We start from the raw sequence: 24326 nt of genomic DNA, 5'->3' as shown, positions 1-24326 counted from the left end.
ATAGACGACCATGGCCCGTACCCGAGCGCCCGACCACGAAACCCAGCGCGATCAGATTCTAGAACTGGCCGCGGCTAAATTCGCGCAGACCAGTTACCCGAGCACCTCGATGGCCGACCTCGCCGCCGCTAGCGGCACCTCGAAAGCACGCCTGTATCACTACTACGCGAGCAAGGAAGCGATTCTGTTCGATTTGCTCGACCGCTACACGAAGCGACTGATGCTGATCATCGCGGAGGTGGAAGGGGCAAGCCAGCGCCGCGGACTGTCCGAGCGGGAAACCTTCGCGGAACTGATCCGCGCGTTTCTGTCCGAGTACGAGACGTCGCACAGCCGCCACGTCGCGCTGCTCAACGACGTGAAATATCTGGTCGACACCCAGCGGGAGGTCATCCTGAACCGCCAGCGCGATGTGGTCGCGGCGTTCGCGCGGCAGTTGGCGCGCGCCTATCCGGAACGCGCCACGCGTGAAAACCAGACCGCGCTGACGATGATGGTGTTCGGCATGATCAACTGGACGTTCACCTGGCTCAAGCCGGACGGCCGGATGGGCTATCGGGAATTTGCCGAGCAGGTGGTCAATATGGTGGACCACGGATTGAGCTCTGCCGAGAGCTGATTGCGCAGGGCAACATTATTCATACGAGATAACTGCGGCAGGTGGCCTGAACGCAACAACTCGCCGCGAACGCTCGTTCAATTTAATTACCCTTAATAATCAATACATTAAAAAAAGGGCGCCATCTTTTTAGGCATTTGCTTCAGTTTTCGATACGGGTTTTCCCTAGTGTCAAGTCGAGGTTTCCGCTAAAATCGTTTTTGCGGTGCACCATGCCGCTCGATTAAAAGGAGAACCCGACCATGAACATGACTACACCCCGCACCGCTGAGCCGATCGTCGCACACGATCGTCTGTTGCAGTCAGGCGGTCGTACGCCTGCTCTGGTCCGCGAACTCACCGCCGTCGACCGCGAGCGGCTGCTAACCCACTTCCTCGCGCTTGACGAAGACGACCGCCTCCTGCGTTTCGGCCAGATCGTGCCGAACCACGTTATCGAGAACTACGTCCGCGCGATCGATTTCACGCGCGACACGGTTTTTGGCGTGTTCGACAGTCAGCTGCAACTCACTGGCGTCGGCCATCTGGCGTACCTGCCGGCCGAAGGCGACAAGCGCACAGCCGAATTCGGCGTGTCGGTGCTGGAGAGCGCGCGTGGGCGCGGGATCGGCTCCAAGCTATTCGAGCGCGCAGCCATCCGCAGCCGCAATACGCATGTCACCACGCTCTATATGCATTGCCTGTCGCGCAATTCGACCATGATGCACATTGCGAAGAAGGCTGGCATGAAGATCGAATACGCGTACGGCGAAGCCGACGCCTATCTGACGCTGCCGCCGGCGGATCAATCGAGCATCATTGCTGAAATGCTGCAGGAGCAAGCCGCGGTGTTTGACTACGCGCTCAAGCGCCAGGCGCGTCAGGCATCCAAGTTGTTCGAATCGTTCATGCCCGCAGCTGAGGCCGCTTAACCGGTCTGCGTTTCGAGCGAAAAAAGGGCAGCCGCGAGGCTGCCCTTTTTGTTTGCCTGTCAGTCGACGGCAGTCCGGCGCTCACAAAATCGGCAGCGCCGTCGTCTCCTTGAACTTCTCGAGCGAAAAGCTCGTCTTCACGTCGATCACAGAAGGGTGGTGCAGCAACTGCTCCTGTACGAAACGTGAAAAGTGCGCCATATCCTCGACCTGCACACGTAGCAGGTAATCCATATCACCCGTCATCGCGTGGCATGCGACCACTTCCGGCCACGTCTGCACCGCTGCGCGAAACAGATCGGCATGCGTGGCGCCACTGCGCGGACTGAGCGCCGGCCCGCTGCGCTTTTCCAACCGCACGTTGACATAGGCCAGCAGATCGAGCCCGAGCTTTTGCGGATCGAGCAAGGCAACGTAGCCTCGAATCACGCCACTCTCCTCCAATCGACGGATGCGCCGCAGACATGGGCTCGGGGATAGATTGATGCGCTCAGCGATCTCCTGATTCGACAGCCGGCCATTCTCCTGAAGGATTGCCAGAATGCGCCTGTCGATGGCGTCTATCTCTATTTTGGCCATTTCCTGCTACCCAGATTGAAAATCAAGCTAGAAAATAGCTTAAGCGTATCTCCGCACGATTAATTTCGCAAGTTTTCGTCGCCAGCCTGCCTTTACACTTGCGTCATTCGGTCGCGCTAACTCGCCCCCTCCCCCATCAGCATTTAGCTTTGCATGGGACCGGAGTAAGTGCTGAAGCGCCAACTCTGGTCGACATAGGAGACAGACAATGCAGGTTTCAACTTGGGAAAACCCGGTCGGCACCGACGGCTTCGAATTCATCGAATACACCGCCCCGGACCCGAAAGCGCTCGGCAAGCTGTTCGAACAGATGGGCTTCACTGCGGTGGCCCGGCATCGTCACAAAGACGTGACGCTGTATCGCCAGGGTGACATCAATTTCATTGTCAACGGGGAACAGCATTCGTTCGCGCAACGTTTCACGCGGCTGCATGGCCCGTCGATCTGCGCGATCGCTTTCCGTGTGCAGGACGCGGCGAAGGCTTACGAGCAGGCTCTGGAAAAAGGCGCCTGGGGCTTCGACAACAAGACCGGCCCGATGGAATTGAACATCCCGGCAATCAAGGGTATCGGCGACTCGCTGATCTATTTCGTCGACCGCTGGCGCGGCAAGAACGGCGCCGAGGCGGGTAGCATTGGCAACATCGATATTTACGACGTCGACTTCGAACCGATCCCGGGTGCGAATCCCCACCCGGTCGGCCATGGCCTGACCTATATCGATCACCTGACGCACAACGTCCATCGCGGCCGCATGCAGGAGTGGGCGGAGTTCTACGAGCGTCTATTCAATTTCCGTGAAGTCCGCTACTTCGACATCGAAGGCAAGGTGACCGGCGTGAAATCGAAGGCGATGACCTCGCCGTGCGGCAAGATCCGCATTCCGATCAACGAAGAAGGCTCGGACGTGGCCGGTCAAATCCAGGAATACCTGGACGCGTACCACGGCGAAGGCATTCAGCACATCGCGCTGGGCAGCAACGACATCTACCGCACGGTGGACGGTCTGCGCGCGGCAAACATCTCGCTGCTCGATACGATCGACACGTACTATGAGCTGGTCGATCGCCGCGTACCGAATCACGGCGAGCCGCTCGACGAATTGCGCAAGCGCAAGATCCTGATCGACGGCGCCCCCGACGACTTGCTGCTGCAGATCTTCACCGAAAACCAGATTGGGCCGATCTTCTTCGAGATCATCCAGCGCAAGGGCAACCAGGGCTTCGGCGAGGGTAATTTCAAGGCGCTGTTCGAATCGATCGAACTGGATCAGATTCGCCGCGGCGTGGTTCAGGACAAGGCCTGACGACTAAAAGCCGGCGCGGAATCTGGGAGAAATAAGAAAAAAGGGCGAGGATCTTCCGATCCTCGCCCTTCTTGTTTGTGCCATTGCCGAAGCACGGACAGCGGCAGATTTTCAACCGATACGTCGCTTCAGCGACGCATCACGAATTCTGATCTTCCTCGTCGGCCTTCGTGGATCGTGCAAGGCGTTCCACCGCAATGCGTGCGGGCGCGACTTGCGCCGTGCTGGTGATCGCGTTCGACAGCGTCCCTGCGCTGCCCGGGTTGGTGCTCGAGCGCACCGGTGCGCTCATGGCGAAGAATGCGGCCGAAACCATCAGGAACGTCTGGATGTTTCTCGTGTTCATGCGTACTCCTTTTCTAACTGCCCTGCTGTCCTGAAGCTCCACCGAATGCGGAGCGTTGCGTAGACATTGCTCGCAGGTGGGGTATTAGACAGACATTTCAACTGCGGTTCCGCAGATTTGTAGTTTTTACAGCTTGTTACAGTGCGACTCGAAAGCAGAAAGTCGTCCGTCTGTATCTGGCGAAAATCACGCTGCACCGCCGCATTTCCGGACACGCTGCGGCGGGTTTTTACCAGTGCTACCATCACTTAAAACACGTCAATATGGCGACCCCGGCCATACGCATTCACAAGATGCCGCGGCCCAAAAGTTTTGGCGATCCCAAACTGGGTGGAGGAGTACACATAATGAATGCCCCGCTAGACGCAGGTCAGCGAGCCTCGCTCGAAGCCGCTCTATCTTCCGTCACGCTCGACGACAAATACACCCTCGAACGCGGCCGCGCGTACATGAGCGGCATCCAGGCGCTAGTGCGTCTGCCGATGTTGCAGCAGGAACGCGACCAGGCGGCCGGGCTCAATACCGCTGGGTTTATCTCCGGTTATCGCGGATCGCCACTCGGCGGACTCGACCAGTCTCTGTGGAAAGCGAAGCAACATCTCGCCGCGCACCGGGTGGTCTTCCAACCCGGCGTCAACGAGGACCTCGCGGCGACCGCCGTCTGGGGTTCACAGCAGGTCAATCTGTATCCGAGCGCCAAATACGACGGCGTGTTCTCGATGTGGTACGGCAAGGGCCCGGGCGTCGACCGCTCCGGCGACGTCTTCAAACACGGCAATTCGGCCGGCTCGTCGCAACACGGCGGCGTTCTCGTGCTCGCCGGCGACGACCACGCCGCCAAATCCTCGACGCTCGCGCATCAGTCGGAACACATCTTCAAGGCGTGCGGCCTGCCGGTGCTGTTTCCGTCGAACGTGCAGGAATATCTGGATTTCGGCTTGCACGGCTGGGCGATGAGCCGCTACTCCGGCCTGTGGGTGGCGATGAAGTGCGTGACCGACGTGGTCGAATCGTCGGCTTCCGTCGATATCGACCCGCACCGCACAAAAATCATTCTGCCGGACGACTTCGCGATGCCCGAAGGCGGCCTGAATATTCGCTGGCCGGATCCGCCATTGGTGCAGGAAGCGCGTCTGCTCGACTACAAGTGGTACGCGGCGCTCGCCTATGTGCGCGCGAACAAACTGGACCGCGTCGAAATCGATTCGCCGCATGCGCGTTTCGGCATCATGACCGGCGGCAAGGCTTATCTTGACGTGCGTCAGGCGCTGACCGACCTCGGCCTCGATGACGAAACCTGTTCGCGCATAGGCATCCGTTTGTACAAAGTCGGCTGTGTGTGGCCGCTTGAAGCACAAGGCGCCCATGCGTTCGCGCGCGGTCTTCAGGAAATTCTGGTGGTCGAAGAGAAGCGCCAGATTCTCGAATACGCAATCAAGGAAGAGCTGTACAACTGGCCCGATGCGCAGCGTCCGCGCGTATTCGGCAAATTCGACGAGAAAGACGGCGCGGGCGGCGAATGGTCAGTGCCGATGGGCAACTGGCTGCTGCCGGCCCACTACGAGCTTTCGCCGGCGATCATCGCCAAGGCAATCGCCACGCGCCTCGACAAGTTCGACCTGCCGTCCGACGTTCGCGCGCGCATTGCAACACGCATCGCGGTAATTGAAGCGAAGGAAAAAGCTCTGGCGCGTCCGCGCGTCGAAGCCGAACGCAAGCCGTGGTTCTGCTCGGGTTGTCCGCACAACACCTCGACGAACGTGCCGGAAGGCTCACGTGCGATGGCCGGCATCGGCTGCCACTACATGACCGTCTGGATGGACCGCAGCACTAGCACCTTCAGCCAGATGGGTGGCGAAGGCGTCGCGTGGATCGGCCAGGCGCCGTTCACCAACGACAAGCACGTATTCGCCAACCTCGGCGACGGCACGTACTTCCATTCGGGCCTGCTCGCAATTCGCGCGGCAATCGCGTCGAAAGCAAATATCACCTACAAGATTCTCTATAACGACGCCGTCGCGATGACGGGCGGCCAGCCGGTCGACGGCGTGCTGACCGTGCCGCAGATTACGCATCAACTGGCTGCGGAAGGCGCGACGAAAATCGTGATCGTCACCGACGAACCGGAGAAATATTCGGCGAACGTCGGTCTCGTGCCGGGCATCGACATCCATCATCGCGACCAGCTCGACGAAGTTCAGCGTCAGCTTCGCGAGATTCCCGGCACTACTATCCTGATCTACGACCAGACCTGCGCAACCGAGAAGCGGCGCCGCAGGAAACGCGGCACGTATCCGGATCCGGCGCGCCGTGTCGTGATCAACGAAGCGGTGTGCGAAGGCTGCGGCGACTGCTCGGTCAAGTCGAATTGCCTGTCCGTGGAACCGCTCGATACCGAGTTCGGCACCAAACGCCAGATCAATCAGTCGACCTGCAACAAGGACTTCTCATGCGTGAACGGGTTCTGCCCGAGTTTTGTCTCGGTGGAAGGCGGACAACTGCGCAAGCCGAAGGCGGCGTCAGGCATCGTCGCCGATGCGATGCCGCCGGTGCCGGAACCTGAGTTGCCGTCGATCGAGCGTCCCTATGGCGTGCTGGTGACAGGCGTCGGCGGCACGGGTGTGGTGACGATCGGCGCATTGCTCGGGATGGCCGCGCACCTGGAAAACAAAGGCGTCACGGTACTCGACGTCACCGGCCTCGCGCAAAAGGGCGGCGCTGTGATGAGCCACGTGCAGATCGCGAGGAACCCGGCCGACATCCACGCAACCCGCATCGCGATGGGCGAAGCCAGTCTCGTGATCGGCTGCGATGCGATTGTCACGGCAAGCGACGAATGCGTCTCGCGGATGCAGGCCGGTCACACGCGCGTCGTGCTCAATAGCGCGCATACGCCGACCGCCGCGTTGATCAAGAACCCCGACTGGCGTTTCCCGGGCAGCAGCACGGAAGCGGACGTGCGCGCCGGTGCGGGAGACGACGGTGTCGATATGGTCGACGCGAATCACTTCGCCGTCGCGCTGCTCGGCGATGCGATCTACACGAACCCGTTCGTGCTCGGCTATGCGTGGCAACGCGGCTGGGTGCCGCTGACCTATCAGTCGCTGATGCGCGCGATCGAGCTGAACAACGTGCAGATCGAGAAGAACCGCGCGGCGTTCGAATGGGGGCGCCGTGCCGCACATGACCTCCCCGCGGTGCGCAAGCTCGCACAGTCGCAAGGACGCGGTGCCGCAGCGGAAACGACGAGCAACAAGATCATCTCGCTGCATACGCCAAAGGCGCTCGACACGCTGATCGACAAGCGCGCCGACTATCTCGCCGCATACCAGAACGCGGCTTACGCGGACCGTTATCGTGCGTTGGTGGCGCAAGTGCGTGTGGCGGAATCCGCGCTCGATTCAATCGACAGCCAGTTGCCGTTGACCGAAGCGGTCGCGAAAAATCTGCATAAGCTGATGGCTTACAAGGACGAGTATGAAGTCGCGCGCCTGTACAGCGACCCGGCATTCATCGAGAAACTGAACGCGACTTTTGAAGGCGACTGGAAGCTGCACCTCCATCTCGCGCCGCCGACATTCTCGAAGAAGGACGCCAAAGGACATCTGGTCAAGAAAAAGTATGGACCGTGGATGTTCAGCGCCATGCATATGTTGGCCAGACTGAAATTCCTGCGCGGCACGGCACTCGATCCGTTCGGCAAGACTGAAGAACGTCGCACTGAACGCGCGCTGATTGGGGAATATGAAGCGCTGGTGCGTGAGCTGATCGGAGGCCTGACTGCGCAAAAGCGCGAGCTGGCCGTCGAACTGGCGAATCTGCCGGATGGCATCCGCGGCTATGGCCATGTGAAGGAAAATAATCTGAAGGGCGTGCGGGTCAAGTGGAACGAGTTGCTAACGCGCTGGCGCTCGCCGGAAGCGGGGAAAACTCAGCACGCGGCTTGATTGCATTGCCGGCTTGATTTGCCAACGCTGGCCTGAAAATGGAAAAGGCGGCTGCCCTTGCGGACAGTCGCCTTTTTTTGCCTGCTTCGACACGTGATGCGTGTGTACAAGAACAAGCGGTACTGCTCCTTCCAACAACACAACAATCAACCAAAAACAAACAATTACCAGACAACAACTACTTACTGCGACTTCAACTACTTACTGCAACTTCAACTGCCCACAGCAACTTCAACTGCCTACTGCAACTTCAACCACCTACTGCAACTTCAACTACCTACTGCAACTTCAACTACCTACTGCAACTTCAACTACCTACTGCAACTTCAACTACCTACTGCAACTTCAACTACCTACTGCAACAACACACATCTACTGCAACTACTACAACCCATTGGTACAACTGTCTTCATCATCAGAACTGCAACTACTCAACACCAGAGATGAAGCGCAACGTCAGATTCGATGCAACGAAGTGACCAGCCGACTGTTTCGTTGCCATCGCTTAGTGCCGCGCCTCAGAAGTAACTTTACAAAAGTGTCACAGTGAATCGAATAGGACCAGTCTTAAAGCTCGTTTATCGACTTAAGAATCCTTCAGACAAACGCTCACTCAATTCAGAACGTGCAAATAAAAAGCGCCACGGAATCTGCTTCCGTGGCGCTTTTGCTGGCTTATCGCGAACGCCGCGATGCGGCGTCGCTTCGACATCAAATCATCATTACTGCGCGCTCACCCGCTTGCGTGCATTGGCCGAGGCCACTGCCGTCATGTTGATGATGCGGCGCACAGTCGCGGCCGGTGTCAGGATGTGCACCGGCTTTTCCGCGCCCAGCAGGAATGGACCGACCGTCACGCCTTCGCCGCCAACCATCTTCAGCAGGTTGTACGCGATATTGGCTGCTTCGACGTTCGGCATGATCAGCAGGTTCGCTTCACCGCTCAGCGTCGTGCCAGGGAACGCAGCCTTGCGGACCATTTCCGACAACGCCGCGTCGCCGTGCATTTCACCGTCGATCTCGAGCGAAGGCGCACGTTCAGCAATCAGCTTGCGCGCTGCAGCCATACGTTGCGACGACGCCGACGGCGCGCTGCCGAAGTTCGAATTCGACAGCAACGCGACCTTCGGCGTGATACCGAACTTTTCGATTTCGCGCGAAGCCAGCATCGTCATGTCGGCAAGCTGTTCGGCGGTCGGCGTTTCGTTCACGTACGTATCGCAGATGAACAGGTTGCGGCCCGGCAGCATCAGCAGGTTCATCGCGGCGAAGTTCTGCACGTTGTCCGCTTTGCCCAGCACCTGCTCGATGAATTTCAGATGCGTGTGGTACTGGCCAATCATCCCGCAGATCATGCCGTCTGCTTCGCCGAGGCGCACCAGGATCGCGCCGATCAGCGTATTGAACTTGCGCATCGCGGCCTTCGCGACGTCCGGCGTCACGCCTTCGCGCGCGCCGAGTTCGTGGTATGCCTGCCAGCATTGCTGGTAGCGCGGATCGTCTTCCGGATCGACCACCTCGAAATCTTCACCGCACTTCAGCTTCGAGCCCATCTTCTTCAGACGCATCTCGATCACCGACGGACGGCCGACCAGAATCGGCTTGGCGATCTTTTCCAGCAGCACGAATTGCGCGGCACGCAGCACGCGCTCGTCTTCACCTTCGGCGAACACGATACGCGCCGGCTCGGACTTCGCCGCCGCGAACACCGGACGCATCACCATGCCGGTGCGGTACACGGTCGTGCCGAGTTCTTCGCGATACGCGTCCATGTCCTTGATTGGACGGGTTGCGACGCCCGAATCCATCGCGGCTTGCGCAACAGCCGGCGCGATCTTGATGATCAGACGCGGATCGAACGGCTTCGGAATCAGGTATTCCGGGCCGAATTCGAGCGAGTGGCCTTCGTAGGCCTTGGCGACTTCATCGCCCTGATCGGTTTCTTCGGCCAGTTCAGCAATCGCGCGCACGCACGCGAGCTTCATTTCTTCCGTGATCGTGGTTGCGCCGACATCCAGCGCGCCACGGAAGATGAACGGGAAGCACAGCACGTTATTGACCTGGTTCGGATAGTCCGAACGACCCGTTGCGATGATGCAGTCCGGGCGCACCTTCTTTGCTTCTTCCGGACGGATTTCCGGTTCCGGATTCGCCAGCGCGAGGATCAGCGGTTGCGTGCCCATTTCGGCGACCATTTCCGGCTTCAGCACGCCGGCGCTCGAGCAACCGAGGAACACGTCGGCGCCGCGGATCGCGTCGGCCAGGGTACGCGCTTCAGTGTTCGCCGCGTAGCGTTCCTTTGAGGGATCGAGATTGCCGCGACCTTCGTAGATCACGCCCTTCGAGTCCGTGACCAGCACGTTCTTTTTCGACAGACCCAGATTCACCAGCAGATCCAGACACGCGATGGCCGCCGCGCCGGCGCCCGAACACACCAGCTTCACTTCGTCGAGCTTCTTGCCGACCACTTTCAGGCCATTCAGTATCGCCGCCGAGGCGATGATCGCGGTACCGTGCTGATCGTCGTGGAAGACCGGAATCTTCATGCGCTCGCGCAGCTTCTTCTCGATGTAGAAGCATTCCGGTGCCTTGATGTCTTCAAGGTTGATGCCGCCGAGCGTCGGCTCGAGCATGGCGATCGCTTCGACCAGCTTGTCCGGATCCGACTCGGCGAGTTCGATGTCGAACACGTCGATGCCGGCGAACTTCTTGAACAGGCAACCCTTGCCTTCCATCACCGGCTTCGCGGCGAGCGGGCCGATGTTGCCGAGACCGAGCACGGCCGTGCCGTTCGTGATCACGCCGACGAGGTTGCCGCGCGAGGTGTACTTCTGCGCGTCGAGCGGTTCGTCGTAGATCGCCATACAGGCCGCGGCGACGCCCGGCGAGTATGCAAGCGACAGGTCGAGCTGGTTCGACAGCGGCTTGGTGGGCGTGACCGAAATCTTGCCGGGTTTCGGATTCTGGTGGTAGGCGAGAGCGCTTTGCTTAAGTTGTTCGTCCATTTTTTAACCTGCGAGACGTAAGTAATTGGGCCCGGCACACTGCCCCGTGGCGGCGCTTCGCGTCTATCGAATGGATAATCGACGGCGGCGGTTTTCGCGTGCGCCGGTTGGGCGCAGCGTCGAACCTCGGCGGAGCGCAAGACGGTGCGGAGTGCTACGCGGGTCGATCAGTGTACACCCCGAACGAGTCGATGCACTGACTGGTTAACGCGGCTCGCCACCAGCGAAACAGGCGCCGGCAATGCTGCGGCGCCGCATCCAGTGGCCATTCCGCTCACCGTTGCGCGGGCGTCGAGCACACGTCATTCGAGTTCGGCGCCGCGTCGTTCGGGAATCAGAAAAAGCGTTGCGAAGACGTCGAGTAGATAAATCGACGCGAGCAAAACGAGCGCGGCGCCGAACGAATAGCGCGCGGCCAATGCGCCTACGACCACCGGCCCGAAACCGCCGACCGCCCGGCCGACGTTGAACAGTACGTTCTGCGCGGTGGCCCGCGCATCGGTGGGATAAAGCTCGGAAATCAGCGCGCCGTAGCCACCGATCATCCCGTTCACGAACACGCCCATTGCCGCGCCGCCGATCAGCAGCGCCATCGGGGTTGTCAGATGCGCGTAGACGAATACCATCACCACCGCGCCCACCTGGTAGAACAGGAACGTGGGCTTGCGGCCGAACCGGTCGGCGGCCATGCCGAACAGCCAGATGCCAGCCGCCATACCGAGAACCGTCACGGCTGTCCACACACCGGATTTGGTCAACGAATAACCGAAGGTCTTCGACAAATAGCTCGGAAGCCAGATCATCAGCCCGTAATAGCCGAAGTTCTGGACTGAACAGAGAATCGCCACGCCGATGCTGGCGCGCGTGGTGCGTGCGTCGGCCACCAGCAGCTTGAGCGGCAGCTTGCGCATGCCACGCGCAACGCGTTCGGTGAACAGTGCCGGTTCCTCAACGCTGCGCCGCACGAAAAACGACACCACGGCAGGTAGCAGTCCAAGCGCGAACATACCGCGCCAGCCAATCATCGGCAGCAGCAGCGGCGTCAGCAACGCGGCCGCCAGCACTCCAAGCTGCCATCCCAGCCCGACATACGACGACACGCGGGCCCGTTGCGACGCGGGCCACGCTTCGGCCACCAGCGTCATGCCGATGCCGAACTCACCGCCCAGACCAATGCCGGCAATGGTTCGATAAGCCAGCAGGTCGGTATAGCCTTGCGCCAACGCACAGAGGCCGGTGAATATGGCAAAAATCAGAATCGTCCACGTCAGCATCCGCACGCGGCCAAAATAGTCGCTTAAAACGCCAAAAATCAGGCCGCCGGCGACAGCCCCAATCAAGGTCCACGTCACAAGCGAACCTGCTTGTGCTGAACTCAGATGCAGATCCGCAGCAATGACCGGCAACATGAAACCGAGGATCAGCAGATCGAAGCCGTCCATCGCGTAACCGAGCACCGACGCGATCAGCGCGCGTCCCGCATAGCCACGCCTGGCGGGTTCACAGGTCTCGGTGGCAGAAGAAGAAGCGGCAGTCATTGAAAGCATTCCGTAGGACATGGCGACGGCCAACGTGCAAGGCCGCCAGGAAATTCGCGTGAGTGTAAAGGTGCCCCAAGCCGCTCACAAGCAAGCCATAAAACCGGCGCCCAGCCAACCCTGAAAGTCCCGTTCAGCGTGGCCGTTATGCCCGTCATTCGCGGCGAATGCACACGACAGCCTCCTCGGGAGGGGCCATTTCGGGTAAAATGTCGGGCTACGCGCGCAGCAAAATCGCAGTTAAACCGGCCGGCCTGTACTCCACCGACCGGCCGCGTATTCCGCCCATCATGGCGCGGATACCCCGCTTGCTGCGCCACCGGGCTTCGCGCCCGCTTCTCCTCGCTCACACCCAAGGATCCGCCCATGACAGGCTTCGATCGCCAGACGATCTCCGACACCACCGCCAAGATGCTGCTGGAAGTGCAAGCAGTGCACTTCAACGCGGAGACACCGTACATTTTCACGTCCGGCTGGGCGAGCCCGGTTTATATCGACTGCCGCAAGCTGATCTCGTATCCGCGCGTGCGCCGTGGCCTGATGGAAATGGCCGAAACCACCATCCTGCGCGACGTCGGCTATGAACAGATCGACGCGGTTGCCGGTGGCGAAACCGCCGGCATCCCGTTCGCGGCCTGGCTCTCCGACCGCCTGATGGTGCCGATGCAGTACGTGCGCAAGAAGCCGAAGGGTTTCGGCCGTAACGCGCAGATCGAAGGTCTGCTGACGGAAGGGCAACGTGTACTGCTGGTCGAAGATCTGACCACGGACAGCCGCAGCAAGATCAACTTCATCAATGCGCTGCGCACCGCCGGCGCAACGGTGAACCACTGCTTCGTTCTGTTCCACTACAACATCTTCAAGGAAAGCGTGTCGGTGCTGAAAGACATCGACGTCGATCTGCACGCGCTTGCCACGTGGTGGGACGTGTTGCGCGTCGCCAAGGCAAATAACTACTTCGATACCAAAACGCTCGACGAAGTGGAAAAATTCCTGCACGCACCGGCCGAATGGTCGGCGGCTCACGGCGGCGCCAACGCAACGCCGCAGTAAGCGCAGCCGCTTAATGCGGATGGAATAAAAAAGCCGCCTGTCTCATCGACAGGCGGCTTTTTTCATTGAGTTCGCATGGAGTTCGCCTGGCGGGACGAATGGTCGCGGCTAGGCCGCACTGCCGGTATCGTCGGCCGAGTGCGAAGACAGATTCAAGAGGCCGTTGCTCTGCGCGTACTGGAACAACTCCGAATCGCGATCGATCCCGAGTTTGCGCATCGCCGTATTCTTCTGCGTGCTGATCGTCTTGATGCTGCGATTAAGGTGCTCCGCGATCTCCTTGATCGTCATACCGGAGACAAACAGACGCACCACCTCGAGCTCGCGCCGCGACAGCATCACGTCTTCGTTCTTGCCGCCGGCATTCATGCGCAACGTGTCGAGCGACGCCTTGACGGACGGACTCATGTATTCGAGGTTGCGGCTGACGTGCTGCACCGCGAGCCCGATATGGCTCAGATCGTCCGATTTGTTGACGACCGAGGTCACCCCGAGTTCGCTCAGCCGCTTGAGCAGCGCGGCGTTTTCCAGCATCGTCAGCACGACAATGGGAAGGTCCGGGAAATTGCGGCGCAGATAGCCGATCAGCGGCAGACCGTCGCCATACTGGCCGCCAGGCATGGCCAGATCCGTGACGAGCACGTCGCACGGAATGGTCTGCAGCACCTTGATCAACTCGGTTGACTGTCGCGCGCGCGCGACGACCTGCAGACCTGGAAACTTGAGCAACGCTTGTTCGGCGCCGAACAGAATCACCGGATGGTCGTCAGCGACCACGACCCTGACTGGATCTTGCATTGCCCTCCCCTCGACAGATAAACCGCTCTCCAAAACTTCCGACATACCTTTCTATTCTTGGTACTTGAATTGACCGAGTGCGCGGTCTGTATTCGCGCGGACAATTCCTCCGACTATAGCCGATTTCACGCCCACCAAACCCGCCGGCGGCAACAATGAGCCGTCGCAAAGCGAATGTTAGACTTGAATCGACCTTGGGGCACAAAATAGGGACAATAATCCTCGCGAGGACAACCGCCTCGCGCCCCTGACAGGAGAACCGGCACATGCGCTCGCGTTGCCTGGTTGTTTCGCTTGCTTCGCTGTTCCGCCGGATGCCGTCCTTCACCTGCGCGATGCTGGGTCTTGCGCTATTCGCGGCGCATATCCCACACGCACTCGCCGAGGACGTGTTCACACTAACCAGCACCAGCTTCCATGCGGGTGGCGCCGTGGACGCGGCGCAGGTTTTTAATCAGGATGACTGCCAGGGCGGAAATCGCTCGCCACAGTTGACGTGGCGCAATGCGCCGGCCGGCACGCGCAGCTTCGCGATCACGATCTTCGATCCGGATGCACCCGGCCGCGGCTGGTGGCACTGGGCCGTGGCAGGCATTCCGGCCACCGTCGGCAGCTTGCCGGAGAACGCCAGCGCATCGGGCTTCCTGAAGAAACTCGGCGCGCTCGAGGCACGCAACGACTTCGATCTCGATGGATACGGCGGCCCTTGCCCGCCGCCCGGCAAACCGCATCGCTACATCATCACCGTCTATGCGCTGAGCACCGCGGACCTGCGCCTCGCACAAGGGCGCCCGGCACTCATGTTCGATCATGAGATCAGCACCGCCACGCTTGGCAGCGCGCGGATGGTGGTCAACTACGGACGGTAGCGGCGCCATCAACTCGCCACGCGCCGCTGCTATCCTTAGCTCTCTTTTTCAACTTGCCGGAGAATGCCATGTCGAAGATCGTCATCGTTTATCACAGCGGCTACGGCCATACGAAGAAAGTCGCGGAGGCGGTGCTGGCCGGTACGCTCGAAGCCGGCGCGGACGCGAAACTCCTGCCGGTCGGCGAGATCGACGACGCCGGCTGGGCAGAGCTGGCGGCCGCGGACGCCATCATCTTCGGCGCGCCGACGTACATGGGCGGGCCGTCCGCCGATTTCAAGAAATTTGCCGACGCGAGTTCGAAACCGTGGTTCGGCCAAACCTGGAAGGACAAGATCGCCGCCGGTTTCACCAATTCTGCGACCATGAACGGCGACAAGTTCTCGACGATCCAGTACTTCGTCACGCTGGCAATGCAACACAGCATGATCTGGGTCGGCACCGGCATGATGCCGTCGAACACCAAGGCGGCCACCCGTAACGATCTGAACTACGTAGGCGGCTTTACCGGCCTGCTGGCACAGTCCCCGGCGGATGCGTCGCCGGAAGAAGCACCGCCCGCGGGCGATCTGGAAACGGCGCGGATGTTCGGCGTGCGCATTGCCGGCGCTACGGCAAGATGGAAAGCGGGCGCGCAAGCAGGCGTTTGATAGCACGGTTCCATAGACTCGCCCCGCTTGGCGGTCTCACCGCCACGCGCGCGATGCGAGCGCCGCAGCGCTTCCCACGTATCGTCAATTTGCGCGGAACCGGCCTGCATCGGCATGCATCTGTCGCATAACCCGTCATGCCGATGTCACTTTAAGCGCGCATCGTCGTTTTTTCACCCCGCTTTGCACACCTTTTGCACACCCGTCGCTATCAGGTCTTAAAATAGCGTTCCGGCGCGGTGTCGCGCCCCGTTTCCAGTAAGCCAGTGAGATCGAGATGAGCACGAAAGTTTTTGTCGACGGACAGGAAGGCACGACCGGCCTGAAGATTTTCGAATACCTGTCGCAACGCGCCGACGTGGAGATCCTGCGTATCGAAGAAGCGAAGCGCAAGGACCTCGAGGAGCGCCGTCGTCTCATCAATGCATCGGACGTCACGTTCCTGTGTCTGCCGGACGTCGCTTCGCGCGAGTCGGCCTCGCTGGTCGAAAACGATCGCACCGTGCTGATCGATGCGAGCACGGCGTTCCGCACGTCGGCCGACTGGGCCTACGGCCTGCCCGAACTGGCTCGCTCGCAACGCGAGCGGCTGCGCACCGCGAAACGGATCGCCGTGCCGGGCTGCCACGCATCGGCCTTCGTGTTGGCCATGCGTCCCCTGGTCGAAGCCGGCGTCGTGGCGCCGGACTTCGCCGCGCACGCGTACTCGATCACGGGTTACAGCGGCGGCGGCAAGAAAATGATTGCCGACTACGAAGCAGGCGGCAACGACAAGCTCAAGAGTCCGCGCCCGTATGCACTCGGCCTCACGCACAAGCATCTGCCGGAGATGGCGGCGCACACCGGCCTGAACTCGGCACCGGTATTCACGCCGATCGTCGGTGACTTCTACAAGGGTCTCGCGGTCACCACCTTCTTCTCGCCGAACCAGTTGGCCAAGAAGACCACGCCGCAAGACGTGCGCGCGCTGTTCGCCGAGTACTACGCGGGTGAAGCCTTCGTGCACGTCGCACCGTTCGATTCCGAGGCGAATCTCGACGGCGGTTTCTTCGACGTGCAAGCGAACAACGACACCAACCGCGTCGACCTGTTCGTGTTCGGCAACGAAGAGCGCTTCGTGACCGTCGCGCGCCTCGATAACCTGGGCAAGGGCGCATCGGGCGCGGCCATCCAGTGCATGAACCTCGCCATCGGCGCCGCGGAAGAAGCCGGCTTGAAACGCTGAGCAAGTTCGAGATACAGACGTCTTCCACTGCCAATCCACTGAAAGGCCGGTCTTTACAGACCGGCCTTTTTGTTTTAAAAACCTGCCCGCCAAACTCCTCTTTTGCCGTTAATCAGTAGTAGCCCGCATTACTTTAAAAAGAAAAATCGGAATGCTTACCAACCGACGGTAATTCATTCCCAAAATCGACCCGTCCTGCATAGTTTTCCGCATAGGGAAACTCCGGATTTTTTCTCGAACGGTCGTTCGAAGAAGATAGAGCCATTTTGCTGTAACGCTTGCCTGGCAAGGGCGTGCAGCGAAGCAACGGTACGACTGTGGAAGCGAAAATTCCTTTTTTGTTTAAAAGGGCTGCGAAGTCCCGCGTAGTGTGCGTCCGACAAACAATGTCCTGTTTGAATCGATCTTTTTAGACGGCTCATTCAATTGACAGGCATTAAACGCGCAGCGAAATTAGTTCGCACAATTACATGAAGGGAGACAGCAGCATGTCGTACGCCATTATTCGAGGCCTGGCGATGGCCATCGCTACGACGCCATTGCTTATTGCTTGCGGCGGCGGCAAGGCCAGCGATCCCGGCACGATCAATGCCCCGCAATGCTCGGGCTCGAGTTGCGGCGTGCAGGGCCCACCGTCCACCGGCGCCGCCGCGGCCCCGCTGTGCCCCGCTACCGCGGACATTGGGAAGACCACCTTTCTCGGCGGCGCCGGCAGTGGCGAAGTGGTGCAACTGAACATCAACGCGACGGCGATGACGTACACGCTGAAGTGGCTCGAATCACCGATTCCGTTGCGCACGGGTCAAGTCACGCCGACGCGCGCGGGCACACAGATCACGGGCGCCGTGATCCACCCGCCGACCGGCGCGCTGCCGACCGCCGAACAAATACGCTGCGCCTTCATTCTCGGCGCAGGGACCGGCACCGCCGCCGGTGACGGTCAGCCTTACACGACACCCGATTTCGTCAATAACCCGAATCCCCCGATGATCCTCGTCGGTCAGGGCGTGGCTGGTGGCGGCATCCCGGGTGCGACGGTGCAGTTCAGTGGCCTGAACCTCGGCCTGCTCGGCTCGAACGTCGGCGCGGTGCCGAATCGGCATTTTGACTTCTATCCGTTTCTTGGTTTCGCGAGCACGACGACCGATATCACCAAGCTGCCAGGCACGTACAACGGCCTGCTTTACCACCTGACACCGTCGGGCAACTACGCGACGGTCGCGACCAACACGGTCGAAACGTTCGACGCCAGCGGCACCTGTACGAGCAGCAACGCCGCGAATCCGAATTATTCGCCAAACGCCGGCGGCTGCCTCACCACCGGCGATCCGTTGACGCTGAACAGCAATGGGTATTTCGATAGTCAGAAGGCCCCGCAGATCGTCGCGCAATTCAAGCTCCCGGTTCTGGGCCCAACCGGCAAGTCGGGCGTTGCCCACATGATTCTCGGTCAGGTCAACGGCGCCACGGTACCGCTGGTGGTCCGCACCGGTTTTGTCGACACGAGCAATCTGCTGACGGCAAAGGTCGACGACGAGTCCGGCATCGCCATGCTCGCCGCGGCCACGCCGCTTGCATCCGGTGGTTTCGATGGCGGCTACGTTGGCGCGGACTCGAACTTCAAGTACACCGCAACGTTGATCCAGGGTGCAGTCGGCACCTTCATCAATCCGAGCTCCTCGTCGGCGGAAAGCGGCTTTGGTCTGGGCTACGGGCTGCCGAGTCCGGGTCTCGTCGGCGTGCAGGACACCAACGGCAAAACCGGCTTTGCGATTGCGTCCGGCGGTCTCTACGCCATCGCCATCCAGGGCGCTGAGAACGGCGGCCTCACGCCGACCTCGGCGAACTCAGATACGCCAAACGCCCCCTACTTCGGCATCGGCGCGCAGATCAGCAAGTAAGGACTGAAGGACCGGCAGTTCGCAGTACGAGACATAACTAGAGCAAAAGGTGGCGGGACAGGGAGCCTGCCACTCACAACGAGAAAATTCTGGAGGCGGTATGAAATGGAGAATCCTTTCGGTGCTCGCTCTTGCAGCACCGTTACTGGGGGCGTGCAGCGGTGGCGGCGGCAATGGCGACGGACCGGTGACCGAAGTGCGTCTGTGTCCTGCGTCGCTCGACTACGGCACGGTGTTCACGGGCGGCGGCGGTGACGGCGAACTGGTCAAGCTGCAGATGGACACAACCAAGATGACGTGGCAAATCAGCTATATCGAATCGCCGATCCCGGCCACCACGGGCACTGTCGCGCCGACGCGCGCCGGCCAGACCGCAAGCGGCACGCTAACCCAGGAAACCCTGCTGCCGACCACCAAGCTGAATCAGTGCGCATTCCGCCTGAACGGCGCGAGCCTCGACCCGAATCGTCCGGCGCGGATTTTTGTCGGCGAAGGCGTGGCCGGCGGCACGATTCCGGGGGCGGAAATTTCCTTCGCCGGGATTCTCGGCGTAGGCGCGGTGCCCGATACGACGTTCCCGTATTACCCGTTCATCGGCTTCTCGTCGATTGAAACGAACATCGCGAACGTGGCCGGCACCTACAACCAGCTCGGCTATCACCAGGTCCCGTCGCAAAACTTCGCGCCGGTCGCGGTCGATACGAAGATCACGATCAATGCGGACGGTACGTGGACCGAGTGCGACAACTCCGGGGTCAACGCAGGCAAGTGTCAGCAACCGGGTACGAACTTCGCGCAGTCGTCCGACGGCAGCGGGGCTTTCGAAACCGACAACTTCCTCGGCCAGGCTAAACCGACGCTTGCCACGACACCCAAAGCTCGCGGCTACATGATCGTGGGGAAGCTGAAAAATCAGCTGGTGCCGATTCTGGTACGGACCGGCGCAGCGAATTCATCGGTGACGACACCGGTGAACGGCTCACTCGGCCCGTATGCGGACGACGAGTCCGGCATCTCGATCCTGGCGCCGCAAAGCGCGATTGCAGTGAACTCGCAGAACGGCGAGTACATCGGCGTGGATAGCCAGTTCGACTATCGCACCACCGCGCTCGAAGGCACGGAGGCCACGCTGCTCGATCCGTTCAACGCCTCGCAGGCATCGCTCGCGACCGCGCTGAATCTGGACTTCACGCAGACCGTGCCGGGTGTGGTGACGACGACGCAAGTGGGTGCCTCGACAGGCACCACGCCGACCGGAAAGATGATCTTCACGGGTGGCGTGTTCGGCTACCTCGATCTGACCAACGCGGCCTCGCCGTACTTCACGATCGGCGCCTTCGTCCAGTAATGGACGCAGCACGCGCTGCCGACACGCAACGAGGCGTTCGTGTCCCGGCTGCCGCGCACAGCAAACGCGCGGCAGCCGGCGTCCACCGAATATCCAGCGCAGCGGCCGCGCAGCCCGGCCGCCGTCGCTCGCCGCGCGCATAGAACGCAACGCGCGCCTCAGGAGGAACAACATGAAGAAAATCTTTTTCGCGATACTGGCCATCTGCCTGTCAGCCAGTGCGCACGCACAACACGCGGGGGACAACGTCGCCGTGCTCGGCTGGTTCCACGTCATGCCGCAGGATTCGAGCACGCCGCTGACCACTAACGTCGCGCCGACACCGATCAACACACCGTTGCGTCTGCCGAACTCGTTCACGTCCAGCGGCACGAGCTTGTCGACCAATACCGCGAATACTGTCGGCCTCGTATTCAGCCATTACCTTACCGACCATATTGCCGTGACGACGGTGGCGGGTGTGCCGCCGGTCTTCAAGATCTATGGGCACGGCACCATTCAGCCGCCGGGTCCGGCGGGCGCGCTCGGTCAGCAGAATCTGGGCGATCCGCAGGCCAACCCGATCGTAAAGAGCGTGCGTCAGTGGAGCCCGGCGCTGCTGTTCCAGTACTACTTCAATGAGCCGACGGCCCATTTCAGGCCGTTCGTGGGTATTGGTGTGTCGTATAACTGGTTCTCGGACGTTCAACTGAGCCCGAACTTCGTGAGCGCGACGCAGAACAATCTCGGCTCGGTGCTGGCAGCGGGTGCGGGCAAGCCGGGGCAAACGCAGGTGTCGGCGAAGGCGTCGTCGTCCTGGCAGCCGGTGTTCAACGCGGGTCTCGCGTACAACATCACCGACCACTGGGGCCTCGTGGCATCGGTCACGTACATTCCGCTGAAAACCACCTCGTCGGTCATCATCAAGGCGGCGGACGGCACGGAACTGGGCGTCTCAAAGTCGGAACTGAAAGCCGACCCGATCATCTCGTTCCTCGCGGTCTCGTATAAGTTCTGAGTTCGGCGCAGATGCACCAAAGCCGGCGGCCTCGCACAGGGGCCAGCCGGCTTTGTCTTTTCTGGAAAACCGCGGGAAATTCGGGGCAAAAAAAAGCCCGCCTAAGTGGGCGGGCTGAATCCATATCAGAGGAGACATGGAGGAGACAAGACGAACTATAGCAAATGATTTGGTGCGTCGCAACATGCAAATTAGGGTTGACCCTCAGCGTTGCGTAAGTACAACAAATTGTCCCGAGCCAGGCAAGCGGCGTTAAGCGCCACCCAGCAGGCCGCCACTCGCCTATAACTTGCCTAGTGCCGCACAAGCGCCATCATCGCGCCGAAGCCGACGAACACACCACCCGTCAGACGATTGAACGCCCTGGCGACGCTGCGGCTCTTCAAGGTGGCGCCGATCCGCGTGCCGAATCCGGCATACACCAGATACCAGCTCACCTCGATGACCGCCACGGTCGCGACGAGCACGCCGAACTGCGGCAGCTTGGGCTGCGCGGCGTCGATGAATTGCGGCAGCAGCGCGGCGGCGAACAGGATGGCTTTCGGGTTACTGCCGGCCACCAGGAAGCCATTGCGAAATAGCGCGAAGCGCGAACGCAAGGGCCTCGCGGACAGTTCCTCGACCGCGCCGGCAGCGCCTTCGTCAACCGGTGCACGCCACGCCTTGATGCCCAGATAGACGAGATACGCCGCGCCGATCATCCGCAGTGCGTTGAACATGGTCGGCCACGCCGTGAGAAACACACCAAGACCCGCCGCCGACACCGCCAGCATCAACACCAGCGCCGACAGGCAGCCGGCCATGGTTGCGCTGGAACGGCGCAGGCCGTGCCGGGCGCCGTGCGTCATAACCAGCAGCATGTTCGGGCCGGGAATCGCGCAAACAACGAAAACAGTCGCGACGAAAAGCCACCAGGTATGCAGACTCATTGAGCTCAATCCGGAAAAAGATCAGGGCGCCATTATGCCCGTGCGCATCCTGACGCACCCGCGCCCGCTCAGCGCCCTGCCCGCCGTGCCGCGACCTGTCCCAGCACCGCGAAGTCTTTCTCTCCGTCGCCGTGCGCCACGGCTTCGATCAGGCTGTCGCGCACCACGCTCGCGATCGGCAACGGCGTCGTGACCGCATCGGCGGCCGCCAGCGCAAGACGCAAGTCCTTCAATCCGAGGCGCGCCTTGAACAGCGCCGGCTCGTAGCGCTGCTCCGCGATCAGTTTGCCGTAGCCCGAATACACCGGTCCCGGGAACAGGCCGCTCGTGATGACATCGAGAAAATCCTGCATCGCAAGGCCGTGGCCCGTCACAAGCGTAGCGGCCTCGCCGAGCGTTTCAACCGCGGCGCCCAACATGAAGTTCGCCGCGAGCTTCATCACGTTTGCCTGTTGCGGCAACGAACCGATGCGCCAGGTTTTCTGGCCGATGGCGTCGAAAATCGGTTGAACGCGATCGATCGACTCAGCGGGACCGCCCGCCACGATCGTCAGCTTGCCTGCCGCTGCGACGTCGGGCCGCCCCAGCACCGGTGCAGCGACGTAATGGACGCCGCGCGAGGCGTGCGCCGTCGCCAGTTCCTCGGCCAGCGCCACCGAGATCGTCGCCATATTCACGTGGATCAAACCGCGCGGCGCGTGTTCCAGCAGCGACGCAGTGACGACTTCGCGCAGCGCGGTATCGTCGGCCAGCATCGAGAACACTGCGTCACCAGCAAACGCTTCGGCCGGTGTCGCGACGATCTGCGCACCTGCGTCGGCGAGCGGCCGCGCGCGTTCCGGCGAACGGTTCCACACGCGCACCTGGTGCCCGGCTTTCAAAATGTTTGCAACCATCGCGGCGCCCATCTCGCCGAGACCGATAAAACCGATGTCCATCTGTCGCTCCGTCTTCTAAAGAACTGGCAGTAAAGCACACCCGCGCGACACGTGCAGGACAGCGCGCAAATGAACACGGTGCGATACTGATGCGATGGTCACCGCGACATTCCGCTTCTATGAGGAGCTGAACGATTTTCTCGCCCGGCCCCTGCGCCGGCGCGCGTTCAGTTGCGCCTGCGCGCACGGCGCCACCGCTAAACATATGATCGAAGTGCTCGGGGTGCCGCACACCGAGGTCGAACTGATTCTGGTGAACGGTGAGTCGGTTGGTTTCAATCATCCGCTATCCGACGGCGATCGCATCTCCGTTTATCCGAAGTTTGAATCGCTGGACATCCAGCCGCTATTGCGCGTGCGCGAGCATCCGCTGCGCGTGGTGCGCTTCATTGCCGATGCACATCTAGGCGGTCTCGCCCCGCTGCTGCGGCTAGCCGGCTTCGATACGCTCTACGACAACCACTATCCCGACGCCGATATCGAAGCGCTCGCTGCCGCCCAGCAACGCATCGTTCTCACACGCGACCGCGAGCTATTGAAACGCCGCGCCATCACGCATGGCTGCTACGTCCGCACGCTGCGGCCGCGCGAACAATTACGCGAAGTGTTTGAAAGGCTGGATCTGGCCGGCAGCGCGCAACCGTTCCGTTTGTGTCTGATGTGCAATGCGCCGTTGCGGCGTATCGCCAAAGATGAGGTCGGCGACCGCGCGCCCGACGGCGTGCTCGAACGGCACAACCAGTTCGTCACCTGCGACGTGTGCCGGCGGGTGTTCTGGGAAGGCACGCACTGGCAACGCATGCGCGCTCTGATGGACAGCGTGGCGGGCGCGCCCGAACCGCCCGCCTGAACAACGCGCAACGCCTCAAATTCCTCGCCGTCCGAGCCGCGCTCGAGCGCCCTTTACCCGCGCAATCGCCGCCGTTAGCTCCACGCACGGCGCGATGCGTACAATGCGGGATTACTTATCTGGCAGAGGCCTTCCGTATGGCGATGAAAAAAACCGACCTTGAGAAGAACAAGGCACTCAAGCTGAACAATGCAATGAAACTGTCGACCGCCGAGCGCTTCGGCAAAGCCGCTGCCGCCGAGCCAAAGCTGGATCGCCGTGAACAGCGCAAGCTCGACCAGGCCCAAGGGCTCGTCGCGTTCGCCTGCAAGCTGAATGGCGACCTCGTCACGGAGCTGAAAGAGCGCGCCGCCACCCATCCGGAAGGCATGACCGGCCTGCTCAACGAGGTTATCAAGCGCGGCCTTGCGGACTGAACTGCGGCCAATACCCGCCGTTCAAGACAAAAAGGCCAGAGCAGAAGCTCTGGCCTTTTTGCTGGCGGTATTCGACCGGCGCCGCGCTGCACCCGCCGGCT

20 protein-coding genes are annotated in these 24326 nt (G+C 61.0%); 13 read left to right on the top strand and 7 right to left on the bottom strand.

Annotated elements, in window-relative coordinates; genetic code table 11:
* Window positions 1–10 precede the first annotated feature (10 nt).
* Both AC57B6_RS03590 and AC57B6_RS03585 read left to right on the top strand, forming a co-directional pair.
* Window positions 11–619, top strand: coding sequence for a TetR/AcrR family transcriptional regulator (locus AC57B6_RS03590; RefSeq protein ID WP_144195267.1), 609 nt, complete (start codon window positions 11–13; stop codon window positions 617–619).
* 242 nt (window positions 620–861) lie between these two features.
* On the top strand, window positions 862–1530 hold the full coding sequence (locus AC57B6_RS03585; protein WP_144195269.1) for a GNAT family N-acetyltransferase: 669 nt from the start codon (window positions 862–864) through the stop codon (window positions 1528–1530).
* 81 nt (window positions 1531–1611) lie between these two features.
* Here AC57B6_RS03585 and AC57B6_RS03580 read toward each other — a convergent pair whose 3' ends face one another.
* Window positions 1612–2109, bottom strand: a complete 498-nt coding sequence (locus tag AC57B6_RS03580) for an Lrp/AsnC family transcriptional regulator (RefSeq protein ID WP_046567527.1) — start codon at window positions 2107–2109, stop codon at window positions 1612–1614.
* Window positions 2110–2317: 208 nt separating this feature from the next.
* Here AC57B6_RS03580 and hppD point away from each other — a divergent pair, with 208 nt between their 5' ends.
* On the top strand, window positions 2318–3415 hold the full coding sequence (gene hppD / locus AC57B6_RS03575; RefSeq protein ID WP_183804224.1) for a 4-hydroxyphenylpyruvate dioxygenase: 1098 nt from the start codon (window positions 2318–2320) through the stop codon (window positions 3413–3415).
* Window positions 3416–3554: 139 nt separating this feature from the next.
* On the opposite strand, the gene AC57B6_RS03570 is transcribed toward hppD, so the two are convergent.
* Complete coding sequence (locus AC57B6_RS03570) at window positions 3555–3761, bottom strand: hypothetical protein (RefSeq protein WP_030102320.1); 207 nt, start codon at window positions 3759–3761, stop codon at window positions 3555–3557.
* A 347-nt stretch (window positions 3762–4108) separates the two neighbouring features.
* Between AC57B6_RS03570 and AC57B6_RS03565 the strand changes: the two genes are divergently transcribed.
* On the top strand, window positions 4109–7708 hold the full coding sequence (locus tag AC57B6_RS03565) for an indolepyruvate ferredoxin oxidoreductase family protein (RefSeq protein ID WP_046567521.1): 3600 nt from the start codon (window positions 4109–4111) through the stop codon (window positions 7706–7708).
* 722 nt (window positions 7709–8430) lie between these two features.
* On the opposite strand, the gene AC57B6_RS03560 is transcribed toward AC57B6_RS03565, so the two are convergent.
* Together AC57B6_RS03560 and AC57B6_RS03555 are read right to left on the bottom strand one after the other, a co-directional pair.
* Window positions 8431–10713 carry an NADP-dependent malic enzyme gene (locus AC57B6_RS03560; RefSeq protein ID WP_028198600.1) on the bottom strand — a complete coding sequence of 761 codons (2283 nt, stop codon included), beginning with the start codon at window positions 10711–10713 and terminating at the stop codon, window positions 8431–8433.
* Between the two features lie 302 nt (window positions 10714–11015).
* Entirely contained in the window at window positions 11016–12251 is a 1236-nt protein-coding gene (locus AC57B6_RS03555) for an MFS transporter (protein WP_028198599.1), read from the bottom strand.
* 366 nt (window positions 12252–12617) lie between these two features.
* On the opposite strand from AC57B6_RS03555, the gene AC57B6_RS03550 reads away from it, so the two are divergent.
* Window positions 12618–13304 carry an orotate phosphoribosyltransferase gene (locus AC57B6_RS03550; RefSeq protein ID WP_252888503.1) on the top strand — a complete coding sequence of 229 codons (687 nt, stop codon included), beginning with the start codon at window positions 12618–12620 and terminating at the stop codon, window positions 13302–13304.
* A 108-nt stretch (window positions 13305–13412) separates the two neighbouring features.
* On the opposite strand, the gene AC57B6_RS03545 is transcribed toward AC57B6_RS03550, so the two are convergent.
* Complete coding sequence (locus AC57B6_RS03545; RefSeq protein WP_046567513.1) at window positions 13413–14102, bottom strand: response regulator; 690 nt, start codon at window positions 14100–14102, stop codon at window positions 13413–13415.
* 266 nt (window positions 14103–14368) lie between these two features.
* Here AC57B6_RS03545 and AC57B6_RS03540 point away from each other — a divergent pair, with 266 nt between their 5' ends.
* The 6 genes from AC57B6_RS03540 (at window position 14369) to AC57B6_RS03515 (ending at window position 21092) form a co-directional block, all read left to right on the top strand.
* Window positions 14369–14971 carry a YbhB/YbcL family Raf kinase inhibitor-like protein gene (locus AC57B6_RS03540; protein WP_028198596.1) on the top strand — a complete coding sequence of 201 codons (603 nt, stop codon included), beginning with the start codon at window positions 14369–14371 and terminating at the stop codon, window positions 14969–14971.
* Between the two features lie 68 nt (window positions 14972–15039).
* Window positions 15040–15621, top strand: a complete 582-nt coding sequence (locus AC57B6_RS03535; protein WP_028198595.1) for a flavodoxin family protein — start codon at window positions 15040–15042, stop codon at window positions 15619–15621.
* Window positions 15622–15898: 277 nt separating this feature from the next.
* Window positions 15899–16846 (top strand): N-acetyl-gamma-glutamyl-phosphate reductase, encoded by a 948-nt coding sequence (gene argC / locus AC57B6_RS03530; protein ID WP_028198594.1) that lies wholly within the window; start codon window positions 15899–15901, stop codon window positions 16844–16846.
* Window positions 16847–17334: 488 nt separating this feature from the next.
* On the top strand, window positions 17335–18747 hold the full coding sequence (locus tag AC57B6_RS03525; RefSeq protein ID WP_030102325.1) for a DUF2957 domain-containing protein: 1413 nt from the start codon (window positions 17335–17337) through the stop codon (window positions 18745–18747).
* Between the two features lie 100 nt (window positions 18748–18847).
* Window positions 18848–20095 (top strand): DUF2957 domain-containing protein, encoded by a 1248-nt coding sequence (locus AC57B6_RS03520; RefSeq protein WP_028198592.1) that lies wholly within the window; start codon window positions 18848–18850, stop codon window positions 20093–20095.
* A 172-nt stretch (window positions 20096–20267) separates the two neighbouring features.
* A complete protein-coding gene (locus AC57B6_RS03515) occupies window positions 20268–21092 on the top strand; it encodes an OmpW/AlkL family protein (protein WP_035520426.1) in 825 nt (274 codons plus the stop codon).
* A 293-nt stretch (window positions 21093–21385) separates the two neighbouring features.
* On the opposite strand, the gene AC57B6_RS03510 is transcribed toward AC57B6_RS03515, so the two are convergent.
* On the bottom strand, window positions 21386–22021 hold the full coding sequence (locus AC57B6_RS03510) for a LysE family transporter (RefSeq protein WP_491564801.1): 636 nt from the start codon (window positions 22019–22021) through the stop codon (window positions 21386–21388).
* Between the two features lie 68 nt (window positions 22022–22089).
* Complete coding sequence (locus tag AC57B6_RS03505) at window positions 22090–22959, bottom strand: NAD(P)-dependent oxidoreductase (RefSeq protein WP_030102328.1); 870 nt, start codon at window positions 22957–22959, stop codon at window positions 22090–22092.
* A 94-nt stretch (window positions 22960–23053) separates the two neighbouring features.
* Between AC57B6_RS03505 and AC57B6_RS03500 the strand changes: the two genes are divergently transcribed.
* Entirely contained in the window at window positions 23054–23809 is a 756-nt protein-coding gene (locus AC57B6_RS03500; protein ID WP_030102329.1) for a Mut7-C RNAse domain-containing protein, read from the top strand.
* Window positions 23810–23946: 137 nt separating this feature from the next.
* On the top strand, window positions 23947–24225 hold the full coding sequence (locus tag AC57B6_RS03495; protein ID WP_028198587.1) for a hypothetical protein: 279 nt from the start codon (window positions 23947–23949) through the stop codon (window positions 24223–24225).
* Window positions 24226–24326: the final 101 nt, after the last annotated feature.

Source organism: Paraburkholderia sp. BGA-UO-ETr-F12, from assembly GCF_059567945.1.
The sequence above is the reverse complement of the archived record's forward strand: the minus strand, read 5'-3'. Positions and strand labels throughout refer to the sequence as shown.